The organism is Xenorhabdus sp. SGI240 (assembly GCF_040081915.1).
GTDB classification, from domain to species: domain Bacteria; phylum Pseudomonadota; class Gammaproteobacteria; order Enterobacterales; family Enterobacteriaceae; genus Xenorhabdus; species Xenorhabdus bakwenae.
On record NZ_JBEBMB010000003.1, the window covers coordinates 1 to 14,123 of the forward strand.

The following is a 14,123-nucleotide window of genomic DNA, read 5'->3' on the forward strand; positions in this document are numbered from 1 at the left end:
AAAGTCGAGCATCGCGTTAGTTTTTATTACAATTTAACCCATATTGGAAACGTTACATGGCCCATAAATAATTTTAGTTACAACATACTGTTAGGTCTCCCACAACACCACTTACAAGTGCCAGCATAATACTAATTTCATGCTCTTCACTACCATTACACACGTCAAGCGAACTCATTGTCCCCTTGTGTTATGCAGAAAGGGCATCCAATCCGACCGAAATAACACATGCCGTTGCCCGTCATTCAGGCGTTTCAGGGCATTGATGATATTTTGAACCGGGTGAACTCAAATACTGGTCACTAGAGCACCGTTTGTTAAATCAGCACGTTCGGTCAAAAACCAAAGAGTCGCTTATCATTCTTTATAAGAACTCTCTATCAAGACCGTCAGCTTGGAGGTTGGAAATAAGTATCCTGATACCTGATATGGGGGTTATTTCCACGTATTAGGGCCTATAAATAAATCTCTTACAGTTCCATTAATGCCACAACATGCTTTAACTTTTATACCAGAAGCCAATGCAAACTGTGTCAATGACAACATGTTTTTTCCCGCTAATATATCATTATTATAATTGCTTTTATAATAATCTACTGAAATATCATTTCCCGTGCATTTTAGTTGTCCTGCATGTGCCATTGTATTTCCTAAGAAGAAATATACTCGATAAACTTCAAGTTGCAATCCGCAAGACGACGCGAGGCTTTATATTTCCCCGCGCAGCGGGGAAATATAACACGCATCTTGAAGTTGGATTGGTATAGATGCTCGCAATAATGACTAAAAAAGTTTAATTTTTTTTCATGATCTCCCCTTTGTTAATAAATTAATAGTTTAACTTCGCTGGTTAAAAATAGTATTATTTGTCATAGGGTTTATTGTATTTAGATATTAATCTAATAAAAACATAGTTGTAATTGGAGTCATTTGGATTGCCTGAGGGTAACTGATTCGGTACAAACAAGTCTTATTACCGAATGGAATTTATCTACGCAATCTTGCAGAAGAACACCCCCCTATATAATTTGTGATAATTTCTCTTTCATTTCTGGAAAGAACAAAGTCATCAGTTGTAATATTTCTGCCTCCATGCTGTAAATGAAGTGCTTCTAAATACCCCTCTTCGCTTTGAAACATTATTTGTGCATCACTATCATAACGTCCTCTGATGACTCCTACTTGGCGAAGGGGACTTGCGGGATCGGCATAATCATCTGGCTCAAGAAAACCCATTTCTAAAGTCTCATATAAGTCATTTATTCGCTCCGTTACTGTTTCTGGATGAGTCAAACCCACTGCATGACCAAATTCATGAAGGATGAACAGATATATCAGGCTTTCAAAGTGCCTGTCTAGATCTCCTGGCCCAAAAATCCGGCGAATGAATTCATGTTGCGAAGCATCTATAGAACGACTTTCTGTTATATACATACCTGGGCCCGTGATAAGATATGGCAACCGCTCACGAGCATGAGTTAATCCTTGCGAATTTGGGGGTGGCGTGAATGCCTGCGGAACTAGCCCTCTGCCCAAAGTTGCTGCCTGATCGATTGACATTGTACTAATAATAAAATTTGACGGGGTACCGGTGTCCGCACGATAAATATGAAAACCATAAGGGCCTAAAAGTTGATCCCAATATCGAGCGGCACGATCGACAATAGGAGCTAATCGTATTCTATAGCTTTGCCTATCATAAGAATATGTTATCGTTAAATCATCAGGAATCTGATAACGAAGAGTGGGTCCATAATTTCTAGTAACATCATAAAGATCATTATTATTATCAAATTGTAATATAACGGTATTGAATATATTTTCATTACCATCAAAAGGTAAAGGAGTTGGGTTATCCGCAAGAGCATGAGAAGTAAAATTTGCGGCTAAAAAAAATGTAATGAATATATTTAAAAATAATTTCATGTGTGTCCTCTCTTTTTTTGATGTCAGTATTATTAGTGCATAGCAGTAATATTATCAAAGGACTTAAGCTTTTAGCGCCGTCTATTTTGAGAAAACGGGAAATCTGACTGAGATCATCCGGCGTTTTAAGATTTTTGGCCAATTCAGTCGTAAGAGCCTGTAATTGTTTGTTATCCATAAGTACACCTTATTTTGAAGGTTAATTAAACATATCAAAATCGGGCAATTAAACAAATCTATGTACAGGCTCTATATAATAATCTTTATCAACATAAAATTTAATTTACGGACTCGGGGCATCCGGTCCAACCCATAGGCTTTTTATATCATCATGGTCTCCGCCGCCTCCTGGAGTGCATTCAGCATAAATCTTTTGCCCACTGGAAGCGGCATATTGTGCTGTAGAGAGGAGCGCTTTTCCTGCATCCGTATCAGCATCATCCTTTGTCCAATACCACTCAGGATTTTTTCCATTTTTATCAACAAGTGTAATACTTATCCAATTTTTTGTATCGCTCTTATTAGCGCCCCCATATCCAACGGCAACAGAAGTAACATAGCCTTTATAGGGGGTATTAGAGCTACAATTCTTTCCATATGCAATATTTTTTGAGCCAATTGTTTTTGGTCTAGCTTGGTCTTTTTGTGCATAAGCGATGGTTACAGTGCCCAGAGCTAATAGTGTAAAAAGGAATTTCAGAGATATTTTTCTCATACTTAACTTCCTTAAATTAGGTTGTGTTGACGTTTGACAGAGAGGATTTGAGCGGCATGATAATTTGGTATTCATGCTACGACCCATGTTATCAGATCCTGTGCGGGATAAACTATCTTTATAACTCTTTCTTAGTAAGATGCTGCCTGAGTAGTTGAAAAAATAAGTATTCTGAACATTTTTCAATGGGTACAACACCTAAAAATGCCGCTACCTGCTCTGCAGTTTTGAAACGATGGCTCCGCAGTACAACCAACATATTCAAACCTAATTGAAAACCTACGGATTTTATTGATGTCAGCAGGTCAAAATCTTTTTTAAATTCAGGATAATGCTCAATGTGCTCTTGGATAAGTTTGTCCAGATGAACCAGCTCATCCATCAGACTCTGAAGCATATTTTTAATGGACTCAGAAACGGCGGAGGGAGTATCCGTTGCATGGCATTTTTCCAGCCTGTTTTTTTCACGGGTGCAGTCTGTAACAAGTGCATCCCGGCGTCGTAAAAGTGCACTGAGATAACGGATATTCTCTGGGGGGGTTCCCACAGGTCGGGTTCTTTAAGCGCACCGTAGCAGGCCAACATATAAGCATCCACGCTGTCATTTTTCGTCAGAATATCCATACCTCTGGCAAATTCTCTGCTGCGATGAGGATTAGCAAGTGATACCTTTGCTCCGGCGTTGTGAAGACCATAGGCTGATGATTCATGATAAACTCCGGTGGACTCCATAATGATATGGACATCGGATAGTTCGCAGTGTTGTTTGTTGAGCCAGATGACGACGACATTAGCGGCATTCAGATCATTTTTAAGTTTGCGGGTTTTTACTCTGCCTTTAACACCTTCGCGCAGCAGACACAAATCTAGGGTTTTCTTACTGACGTCAATACCTAATTGAAACATAACGTTTTCTCCTTCCACTGAACCATCACGCCTATTAGCCTTGTACATACAGAGTCATCGCTCTTAGCAACCGTTCAATGTTAATGCTGGCGTGAAAGGGGAAACGGAGGGCTTTTGCTATTAATCAAGGTGTTAACCTTAAGGGGAGGGACAAGCTCACTCCGTTTCATTCGATGGTAGCTAGCCATCGAATTTAATTACATACAAGGGGAAGGAACGAAATGGTTTATCCGGTCTGTCTCCTGCAAGAATTAACCAGGAGACAGACTAATAGAGATTTAAGAGGGTAAGGTTTTATTATTATTCGGTTTTATCCGTATATTCACAAAGATCCTCAATAATACAAGATCCACAGCGCGGTTTACGAGCAATGCAAGTATAGCGACCATGCAGAATCAACCAATGGTGACAATCAACCTTGAATTCGGCTGGCACAACTTTCAATAAGTTCTTCTCAACTTCATCAACATTCTTTCCTGGGGCAAAATGGGTTCGATTGCTGACACGAAAAATATGTGTATCAACGGCAATGGTTGGCCAGCCAAAAGCGGTATTTAAAACAACGTTAGCCGTTTTTCGACCGACACCTGGCAACGCTTCCAGCGCTATGCGATCTTCCGGTACTTCTCCTTGGTGTTTTTCCAGCAATATCCGGCAGGTTTTGATCACGTTTTCAGCTTTAGTGTTATATAACCCAATGGTTTTTATATACTCCTTTAAACCATCAACACCCAAATCAAGGATCGCCTGCGGAGTATTAGCTACGGGGTATAGTTTTGCCGTTGCTTTATTTACGCTGACATCTGTAGCTTGCGCAGATAGTAATACAGAAATCAGCAACTCAAATGGAGAATTAAACACCAGCTCAGTAGTTGGATGTGGATTGTTATCCCGTAAACGGGTGAGTATCTCAATCCGTTTTTGTTGATTCATATCTGGTTACTTCAGCCTCTTGTGATATGGCTTCCACAGCCTTTTTCCAGGTACCGGCGTTCTTTATTTTCTGTCCGATTTTTAATGCGTTCATCGATGATATATTTTCCTGCCAGCATCAAACCTAACCCAATGAAAGCACCCGGTGGCAAGATGGCAAGTAGGAAAGGGGAGTCCAGATGAATTATTTCAATACGCAGTGATTTGGCCCAACTACCCAGCAATAAATCCGCACCATCAAAAATCGTCCCGTTCCCCAAGATTTCTCGCATGGAACCCAATACGAATAAGGCGAAAGTTGCTCCCAGCCCCATTGAAAGGCCATCAATCGTCGAATGGTAGATTGAATTCTTTGATGCGTAGGCTTCAGCACGACCAATCACGATACAGTTAGTCACAATCAGGGGAATAAAAATACCTAATGATCCGTAGAGTCCGAAAGCAAAGGCATTGATTAACATCTGGACAGCGCTGACGACAGACGCGATTATCATCACATAAATTGGGATACGGATTTCATGAGGAACCCAGCGACGTAAGGCTGACACTGCCATATTGGTACTCACTAAAACCAGTGTTGTCGCTAATCCTAATCCTAGAGCATTGGTTGCCGTGGAGGAAACGGCCAATAAAGGGCAAAGCCCTAAAAGCTGCACCAATGCGGAGTTATTTTTCCATAGTCCCTGAATAAATAGATTCTTAGCTTCATTCATAATTATTTCTCTTCACAAGTTGGCAGGGAAGAAAGTTGCGTTGGCACTGTTTCCAGATAAAGCGTAGTTCGTTTAACGGCACTGACAACAGCACGTGGTGTAATGGTTGCACCGGTAAATTGGTCAAACTCTCCACCATCTTTTTTGACTGCCCAATTGTGATCATCCTTTGACATGATTTTTTTGCCGGAGAAAGCATAGATCCAATTGGAAATTCTGGTTTCAATTTTGTCGCCCAAACCCGGTGTTTCATGGTGTTCAGTGACACGAACCCCCAGTACGCTACCGGAAAAATCGGCACCAACCAGTAATTGAATCGCCCCTGAATAGCCATCAGGCGCCGTACTTTCTAACGCAGCGGCGACCGGAACGTCTTTTTTGCGGGCGAGGTAAAGACGGTGAGGTAGTTCATTGCCTAATGCATTGTTTGTCACTAGATAGCATTCATTTTGCAGATCATTGTCGTATAAAGCAGGAGGAACAACTTGATCCAATAATACCTTATGCTGCAAAGCTGCCTGTTCGGCGATCCGATCCTTTGTTAATGAATAAACAATGGCGGTTAACCCTGTCGTACAAGCCGCGAAAATTGCAAGGGTAATCCCGTGACGACGCATAGTTTCTAACATAGTACACTCTCTTTTCCTATTTATGGCCGTAAGCACGAGGCTGGGTGTAATGGTCAATAAGTGGTACACATATGTTTGCCAGTAATACCGCAAATGCAACCGCATCAGGATAACCACCATAAACTCGAATTATCCAAATAAGCCCACCAATAATGGCTCCGTAAATCAAACGGCCTTTTGGTGTTGTTGATGCGCTAACGGGATCAGTTGCAATAAAAAATGCGCCTAACATGGTTGCACCGGAAAAGAGTTGCAATAAAGGCGGTGAATAACGAGTAGGATCAAAAAACCAACTCATCAATGCACAAATACCCAGTGACAAAATAAATGCCGTTGGGATTTGCCAGTTAATGATTTTTCGGTTGAGCATAATCAGGCCGCCAACCAAATAAGCCACGTTAACCCATTGCCAGCCAATGCCGGCTAAAACACCTTGTAATATAGGTTGTTGCAATACTTCATCAATATTGTGAGTCAACCTGCCAGTTTTGAAACTGTCCAACGGTGTTGCCTGACTTAATCCATCAATACCTTGTTGCAGTTGTAACAAAGTAGAGCTATCTGGCGTATGTCCTGTGAAAATGACCACCAAGCTATCCCATGGCGTTAAAGTGAATGTCTGCAAAGATTCTGGGGGCAACCAACGGGTCATTTGGACAGGGAATGAGATCAACAGAACGACATAGCCAATCATGGCAGGGTTAAACGGGTTTTGCCCAAGTCCGCCATACAGATGTTTAGCAATAATGATAGCAAAAAAGGTGCCTAGCACGATTAGCCACCATGGTGCTAATGGTGGCAAGCTAATACCTAAAAGCAATCCTGTGACTAAAGCAGAATTATCTTTGAGATAGGGCAGTATTAGTTGTTTTTTTAATGCGATAGCAGCAGATTCAGCTAATAATGCGGTAATGATAGCCAATAAGATCTGGAATAAGGTTCCAGGGCCAAAGAAACAGGTCTGGACAGCAATACCGGGTATGGCAGCTAAAACCACCCAAAGCATGATCTGGCTGGTGCTTTTTTGATTATGTGTAAAAGGCGAACTAGCGACTTTTAGTTGGTTGTTGTCAGTTTTTACTGGCCTAAATTTCATCGATAAATTTCACTATTCTGTTGTAACTTTTTCTTGAGCTTGAGCGGCTTTTTTGGCTTTGGCCCGTGCAATAGCTGCCGCGACAGCCGCTTTACGGGGATCGGTTTCTTCCGGTTTTTCGGAACCCGTTTGGGGGAGAGTCGATTCAGGTTGGCTTTGAGCGGCTTTTTTGGCTTTAGCACGCGCAATAGCCGCAGCAACGGCTGCCTTACGTGGATCTTGCTTATCATCCGCGCTATTTTTTTGCGGTTCCTCTGGTGACGTTGCCACCTCTCCACTTTGTGCTGCCTTTTTCGCTTTTGCCCTGGCTATTGCAGCCGCGAGGGCAGCTTTTCGAGGATCATTACCTTCAACCGATATTGATGTATCTTTTTCTATATTTAAGCTTGTAGTAATTTGTTTTTCTGCCTGACGAGTACGCAACTGGTCTTTTCTGGCCTTACGTGCTGCAATTGCTGCCGTATTGTCAGGTAATTGGCCTGCTTGTACAATGACAGATTCGCCTGTATTTCCCTGTTTTTCTTTCGCACGGGCAAGAGCGGCTTGTACAGCACTTTTATCACTGCTATTTACTTGAACCGCCGCTTTCTTATGACGTTCTTCACGCGCCAATTTTTCCCGTTCCATACGTGCCTGTTTGGCTTCAAAACGCATTTTAGCTTCAGTAGAGCGGCGTGCTTCTGCTTCTATCGCCCATATTTCAGCTTTTTCCTGTCGGTAGTATTGAACCAGGGAAATATTACTTGGGCACACATAAGCACAGGCGCCGCATTCAATACAGTCGAATAAATGGTGATTTTTGGCCTTTTCATGTTCTTGCCCACGGCTGAACCAAAACAGTTGTTGTGGCAACAATCCAGCAGGGCATGCTTCAACGCATAAGCCGCAGCGGATGCATGCTTCTTCAATGACTTTGGGTTCCATCTCTTGTACCGAAGGTGCAAGAATACAGTTACTGATTTTGACGATGGGGACATTCAAATCAGGCAAAGTGAATCCCATTAATGGCCCACCCATAATGACCATTTGTTCTGATCCTGGGTTAAATCCGGCTTGTTGTAACAGGAAGTGAACGGGGGTGCCGAGGCGAGTCCAGAAATTACCGGGAGAAGTGACAGCTTCGCCTGTTAGCGTAACTACACGTTCGATTAACGGCTCGCCATCAATAATAGCCCGCTTTATCGCCACGACTGTTCCCACGTTTTGCATAAGAACGCCGATGTCAGAAGAACGACCGCCAGAAGGTACTTCTTTTCCGGTCAGGATCTTGGTCAGTTGTTTGGCACCACCAGAAGGATATTTTGTTGGAATGACGCGCACAATAATGGACTTATCACCATTAAGTGCTGCGTTTAAGGCATTAATTGCTTCGGGTTTGTTATCTTCAATACCGATCAACACCTGCTTTGGATTAAGCAAATGTATCAAAATACGGATACCCGAAATAACCTCTTGCGCATGTTCCTGCATTAAACGGTCATCAGCGGTGATATAGGGTTCACACTCAGCCGCATTGATGATCACCGTCTTGAGATTGTGTCGTCCACCTTTAAGTTTTGTTTCGGTAGGAAAACCAGCACCACCTAAGCCAGCAATACCGGCTTGTTGAATGCGTTGCAATATTTCATCGACATCCAGCGTGGTGTAATCAGCGACTGGGTTACGTTCTCCCCACTGGTCTTTACCATCAGGACGCAACCGGACACACAATTCTTTTAGCCCGGAAGGGTGAGCTGTAACGTAAGGCTCAATTGCAATAATTGTCCCGGATGTGGAAGCATGAACAGGTACTGTTCTGCCCATTCCAAACGTTAAAGCCTGGCCTTTCAGCACATTATCACCCGCTTTAACCAGCAGTTCGCCTTCTGGTCCCAAATGTTGCTGTAAAGGGATGATTAATTCATCCGGCAATGGTGCATGGCGTAATGGGGTACGGCTGGATTGCAGCTTCATTTCTGGTGGATGGATACCACCAGCAAAATCCCAGATTTTATTTTTGTTAAGCAAGTTGAGCAGATTAAACATGGGTTTTAACCTCAACAGGATTAACAGAAGTGAACAAAGTAGATTCGGGTGTCACGGGAATATTTTTTATTGGGATGGTGTTTAAATCCCATTTCCAATTTGAGGTAGTAGTAGCAACGGGGATCATCGTAATGCAATCTGTCGGGCAAGGTGCGACACAGAGGTCACAACCTGTGCAGAGATCTTCAACAACCGTGTGCATGGCACGGTTTGCACCAATAATGGCATCTACAGGGCAAGCCTGAATGCACTTTGTGCAGCCTATGCAATTTTCTTCATCAATGAAAGCCACTTTTCTGGCTGGATTTTGAACGTTATCATCGCCATCCAACGGTTGTGGATCAACACCCAGTAATTCAGAGATTTTTATCATAACTTGCTCTCCACCGGGGGCGCATTTATTGATCATCTCACTATTGTTGGCAACCGCTTCAGCATAGGGGCGACAACCAGGGTAACCACACTGTCCACATTGACTCTGGGGTAATAGATTGTCGATATTTTCAACAATCGGATCTTCTTCTACTTTAAAACGACGAGCAGCAAAACCAAGGATTAGGCCAAAAGCTAATCCGAGTATGCTTAACACGCCGATAGCAACCCATAATGACATCATTAGAATTTCACCAAACCACTAAATCCCATAAATGCGAGGGACATTAACCCTGCGGTAATAAGCCCTATTGATGAACCACGAAATGGGAGAGGAATGTTGGCAACGGCCAGGCGTTCCCGAATGCCGGCAAATAGCACCATGACGAGCGAAAAACCTGCGGCAGCGCTGAAGCCATAGACAGCAGATTGTAAAAAATCGTGGGATTGATTGACATTCAGTAATGCAACACCAAGGACAGCACAGTTAGTTGTAATCAGTGGCAAGAAAATTCCTAACAAGCGATAAAGCGTCGGGCTGGTTTTGCGGACGACCAGTTCAGTAAACTGAACGACAACCGCAATAACGAGAATAAAGCTCAGAGTTCGCAAATAAGCCAAGTCAAGCGGGACAAGAATGAATGTGTTTACCAGCCATGAACAAATAGAGGCTAGGGTAAGAACAAAAGTTGTGGCCAGCCCCATACCGATGGCGGTTTCGAGTTTTTTGGACACACCCATAAATGGGCACAGACCCAAAAATTTTACTAAAACAAAGTTATTGACCAAAACTGTGCCAATAAATAACAAAAGGTATTCAGTCATTGCTATACCTGAAAATAAGATATTGGAAAATGGAACACGGCTTACATAGTTTGAGTAGAAATTCCCCACCTGAACGTGGGGAAGTGGGGCAATGATAACAATCAATTGTGGGGTATGTTATCGATCTTGTGTGAAAGTCATTTTCACCCGGTGGGAGCGTTTAATATAAGGAATGAAAACGGCAGCAGCCAGTAATGGCCATAATAGGGAGCGTATTGCCATTTCATCAGAAATAGGAGAAAAGGCAAAAGTTTTGATGGCTATCAGCACGGAAACCATCAGCCACATAATAAAAATTCGTGGGAATCGTTTTGAACGAATAAAAAGGAGTTTCAATACCCATACAGTAAAACACCACATCATTGTCGTGGTTAATACTGAGGCATACCACAACGCAGTAAAACTCCCCCCTATTTGATGAATAGCTTCATTTTTATGGATAAACGTCATTATATATAACAGTAACATCAGACCGGCAGCAATTAATGTCATGATTAGATATGCCGCAGGTGCTAATAACCAGCCATTAATACGATAATAATCATTGGACTGATACATAAGAGGTTTTCACTCCATCATGAGTGTTTTGGATATTAGGAAAATGATTATAGGAAAAAGAGCGTAATACTGGAATCAGGATTTGCTAACGTGTGAGAGGTGGTGATACTTTCTGATGCCTGATTTACGATATTACGATCATTTTTTAGAGGCAGCTATGAGTGATTTTTTAAAAGTTGGGTTGGTAGGTTATGGTTATGCAAGTAAAACGTTCCATGCGCCATTGATTGCAGGAACATTCAATATTGAATGCGTTGCTATTTCCAGCAGTGATGCAGATAAAGTTAAAAAAGACTGGCCAGCAATATCGGTCGTTTCTTCACCGGAGGAACTCTTCCGTGATCCCAACATTGACCTTATTGTGATCCCAACTCCAAATGATACTCATTACCCATTGGCACAACAGGCATTGGCGGCAGGTAAACATGTCATCGTTGATAAGCCTTTTACCATTACGGTAGAACAAGCTCAAGCATTGAAAAAGCAAGCGGAAGAAGCCAATTTATTGCTATCTGTATTTCATAATCGCCGCTGGGACTCTGGTTTTCTGACGGTGAAATCAATTATTAAAGAAAATAAATTGGGAACACTAAAATATTATGAAACCCATTTTGATCGTTACCGTCCCGTTGTTCGTCAGCGCTGGCGTGAAGCTGCCGGAGCCGGTAGTGGTATTTGGTATGATTTAGCTCCCCATTTACTGGATCAGGCCGTTCAACTTTTTGGCAAACCACAAGCCATCACAACAGATTTGGGCATGATGCGTCCGAATGCAGAGACGGCGGATTATTTTCATGCCCAACTTACCTATCCTGATTTGAAAGTTGTATTACATGCAACGATGCTCGCAGCGGCAGAATCACCTATTTATACATTGCATGGTATGGCTGGCAGTTATACTAAGTATGGGTTGGATACTCAGGAAGAGCGTTTAAAGGCGGGGGAAAGACTACCACGGGCAGACTGGGGATACGACGCACGGGATGGTTATGTGACGTTGTCACAAGATGATAACTTGGTTACGAAAGTTGTTCCTACTGTACCTGGCAATTATGGTGCTTATTATGCCGCTATTCGTGATGCGATTTTGTTTGGAAAACCGAACCCAGTGACTGCTAGCGAAGCTATTTTGATTATGAAGCTTATTGAAGCCGGTGAAAAATCGGCAAAAGAACAGCGCACAATCTTAATTGATTAATTAAACAATGGCAGGTGGGGCAAGGGGGCTTATATTGATGAACGTGTTGCAAAAATTAAGAATTGATCCTTTTTTAGTTATATTGATTGCGGTGGTCATCATTGCATCGTTTTTTCCTTGTGAAGGTGAAGCGAAAAAGTGGTTTCAGTACTTAACAACGGCCGCTATTGCGTTGTTATTTTTTATGCATGGAGCGAAGTTATCCCGTAATGCCATTTTGGCAGGAATAGGGCATTGGCGGTTGCACTTGGTGATTTTCACTAGCACTTTTATTTTGTTTCCCATATTGGGAATGGGGTTAAGTTTCATCGTGCCAGAGTGGATGTCACCAACGGTTTATATGGGCTTTCTTTATCTTTGTGCTTTACCTGCCACGGTACAATCGGCTATCGCTTTTACCTCTGTTGCCGGGGGAAATGTTGCTGCGGCGGTATGCAGTGCTTCCGCCTCAAGTTTATTAGGCGTATTCCTGTCCCCATTATTAGTTGGTTTTTTGATCCAGGCTCATGAGGGCGCTGCCCAAACTGATACCTGGCAAGCGATAAAAGATATCATCTTACAGTTGATGGTGCCTTTTATTGTTGGACACTTATCGCGTCCTCTGATTGCCGGTTGGGTGGAAAAACATAAAAAATGGGTCAATATGACCGATCGTTCTTCTATCTTGCTGGTGGTTTATGTTGCATTTAGTGAGGCGGTGGTGGAAGGTATTTGGCATAAAATCGATACTTATTCACTGCTTATGATTGGGATCGTTTGCTGTGTTTTATTGGCTATCGTACTAATAATTAACGTATATAGCTCGCGTCTGCTGGGGTTTAGTAAAGATGACGAAATCACTATTGTGTTTTGTGGTTCGAAGAAGAGCCTGGCGAATGGTGTGCCAATGGCAAATGTATTATTTCCCGCGCCAATGGTAGGTGTGATGCTGTTACCGCTGATGATTTTCCATCAGATCCAATTAATGGTTTGTGCTGTTCTTGCACAGCGTTATGCGCAGCGCCTAAAAACAAAAAAGGCAGAGTAGTTTTCTGCCTTTGGAACAATTTAGCATAAATAATGTTTCTTAGCGGTTGGCGGCTTTTTCTTTCAGTGCCTGTTTTTCTGCTTCACTAAGGAATGCAGTTGCCAGACCATTAATCTGCGCCTGTCGGATCAGCGCTGGATACAGCCCCGCTGCTGGCGCAGCAACGTTATACTCATGACGAATTTCAATGCCTTCTACTGCCGGATCATCGGTATTAATTGATGCCAAGATCCCGTGCTCAAGAAATTGTTTCAGCGGGTGAGCTTGCAAAGAACTGACTGTGCTGGTTTGCAGGTTTGATGTCAGGCAGGATTCAATACCGATGCCATATTCAACCAAATAATCCATTAGGGCTGGATCAGTGATTGCTTTGACACCGTGGCCAATGCGGGTTGCCCCCAATTCACGAATAGCGTGCCAGATGCTTTCCGCACCTGCGGCTTCACCTGCATGTACGCTAATATTCCAGCCTGCGTCACGCGCTTGGATAAAATGTTGCTCAAAGAGATGGCCGGGGAATCCTAATTCATCACCGGCCAGATCTAGTGCGGTGATATGTTGTTTATGAGCAAGAAGTCCAGCGAGTTCTTCGGTGCAAGCTTTTCCCCCAAATGTTCTACTCAGAATACCAATTAAACGGATCTGAATATCATGTTTCTGGCTTGCTGAATGAATACCCTCGATGATTGCTTCCACAACACCTTCAACGGGAAGTTGGTGCTTCATAGCCATGTAATAAGGGGAGAAACGCAGTTCAGCGTAATCAAGACCCGCATTGATCGCATCTTCAACGTTTTCAACGGCAACCCTGCGGCAAGCTTCTAAATCGGCAAGTACAGTCACACCCCAGTCCAATTTTTGCAGGAAACTGACAAGATTAGGTTCATTTTCAATGATTTGGACATGAGGACGTAATGCATCCAGCTCATAAGCTGGGAGTGGGATATTATGTTGACGAGCAAGATCCAAAATGGTTTCGGGACGGATATTACCGTCGAGGTGACGGTGTAGATCGGTCAGTGGAAGCTGTATGTCAATCATTTTCTTATCCTTCTTATCAAATTTTATATACAAAAAAGCCAGCCAACGTGTTGACTGGCAAGAAAGTGAAAGCACTATTGATATCTTAATGTTAGCGATGTCTTAGCTGAGGAGGTTTTTTTAACCTAAGCATGTACTTTCTTGTGGGAGAACCCGAAA

14 protein-coding genes and 1 pseudogene are annotated in these 14,123 nt (G+C 42.7%); 2 read left to right on the forward strand and 13 right to left on the reverse strand.

Annotation, left to right across the window (positions count from 1 at the left end):
* Window positions 1-435: 435 nt before the first annotated feature.
* From ABLA76_RS00580 to ABLA76_RS00635, 12 genes and pseudogenes are all read right to left on the reverse strand, one after another.
* Entirely contained in the window at window positions 436-642 is a 207-nt protein-coding gene (locus ABLA76_RS00580) for a hypothetical protein (RefSeq protein ID WP_348986461.1), read from the reverse strand.
* Between the two features lie 345 nt (window positions 643-987).
* Entirely contained in the window at window positions 988-1,926 is a 939-nt protein-coding gene (locus ABLA76_RS00585; RefSeq protein ID WP_348986462.1) for a hypothetical protein, read from the reverse strand.
* A 283-nt stretch (window positions 1,927-2,209) separates the two neighbouring features.
* Window positions 2,210-2,641, reverse strand: a complete 432-nt coding sequence (locus ABLA76_RS00590; RefSeq protein WP_348986463.1) for a hypothetical protein — start codon at window positions 2,639-2,641, stop codon at window positions 2,210-2,212.
* A 178-nt stretch (window positions 2,642-2,819) separates the two neighbouring features.
* A pseudogene (locus tag ABLA76_RS00595) lies at window positions 2,820-3,547 on the reverse strand (transposase); the annotation flags it as partial.
* A gap of 300 nt (window positions 3,548-3,847) precedes the next feature.
* A complete protein-coding gene (nth, locus tag ABLA76_RS00600) occupies window positions 3,848-4,480 on the reverse strand; it encodes an endonuclease III (RefSeq protein WP_348986464.1) in 633 nt (210 codons plus the stop codon).
* Between the two features lie 11 nt (window positions 4,481-4,491).
* Entirely contained in the window at window positions 4,492-5,193 is a 702-nt protein-coding gene (locus tag ABLA76_RS00605) for an electron transport complex subunit E (RefSeq protein ID WP_047770943.1), read from the reverse strand.
* A 2-nt stretch (window positions 5,194-5,195) separates the two neighbouring features.
* Window positions 5,196-5,822, reverse strand: a complete 627-nt coding sequence (gene rsxG / locus ABLA76_RS00610) for an electron transport complex subunit RsxG (RefSeq protein ID WP_348986465.1) — start codon at window positions 5,820-5,822, stop codon at window positions 5,196-5,198.
* A gap of 16 nt (window positions 5,823-5,838) precedes the next feature.
* On the reverse strand, window positions 5,839-6,918 hold the full coding sequence (rsxD, locus tag ABLA76_RS00615; RefSeq protein ID WP_285810696.1) for an electron transport complex subunit RsxD: 1,080 nt from the start codon (window positions 6,916-6,918) through the stop codon (window positions 5,839-5,841).
* 12 nt (window positions 6,919-6,930) lie between these two features.
* Complete coding sequence (gene rsxC / locus ABLA76_RS00620) at window positions 6,931-8,943, reverse strand: electron transport complex subunit RsxC (protein WP_348986466.1); 2,013 nt, start codon at window positions 8,941-8,943, stop codon at window positions 6,931-6,933.
* Window positions 8,936-9,559: an electron transport complex subunit RsxB gene (gene rsxB / locus ABLA76_RS00625; protein WP_348986467.1), complete on the reverse strand. Its 624-nt coding sequence runs from the start codon at window positions 9,557-9,559 to the stop codon at window positions 8,936-8,938. Before rsxB ends, rsxC begins: the two co-directional genes overlap by 8 nt.
* Window positions 9,559-10,140, reverse strand: a complete 582-nt coding sequence (rsxA, locus tag ABLA76_RS00630; RefSeq protein WP_047770938.1) for an electron transport complex subunit RsxA — start codon at window positions 10,138-10,140, stop codon at window positions 9,559-9,561. Before rsxA ends, rsxB begins: the two co-directional genes overlap by 1 nt.
* A gap of 117 nt (window positions 10,141-10,257) precedes the next feature.
* Window positions 10,258-10,698: a DUF2569 domain-containing protein gene (locus tag ABLA76_RS00635; RefSeq protein ID WP_047770937.1), complete on the reverse strand. Its 441-nt coding sequence runs from the start codon at window positions 10,696-10,698 to the stop codon at window positions 10,258-10,260.
* A gap of 157 nt (window positions 10,699-10,855) precedes the next feature.
* On the opposite strand from ABLA76_RS00635, the gene ABLA76_RS00640 reads away from it, so the two are divergent.
* Both ABLA76_RS00640 and ABLA76_RS00645 read left to right on the forward strand, forming a co-directional pair.
* Window positions 10,856-11,896, forward strand: a complete 1,041-nt coding sequence (locus ABLA76_RS00640; protein WP_348986468.1) for an oxidoreductase — start codon at window positions 10,856-10,858, stop codon at window positions 11,894-11,896.
* Between the two features lie 37 nt (window positions 11,897-11,933).
* Window positions 11,934-12,923 carry a bile acid:sodium symporter family protein gene (locus tag ABLA76_RS00645; RefSeq protein ID WP_348986469.1) on the forward strand — a complete coding sequence of 330 codons (990 nt, stop codon included), beginning with the start codon at window positions 11,934-11,936 and terminating at the stop codon, window positions 12,921-12,923.
* Window positions 12,924-12,962: 39 nt separating this feature from the next.
* Here ABLA76_RS00645 and add read toward each other — a convergent pair whose 3' ends face one another.
* On the reverse strand, window positions 12,963-13,964 hold the full coding sequence (gene add / locus ABLA76_RS00650) for an adenosine deaminase (protein WP_348986470.1): 1,002 nt from the start codon (window positions 13,962-13,964) through the stop codon (window positions 12,963-12,965).
* Between the last annotated feature and the right edge of the window lie 159 nt (window positions 13,965-14,123).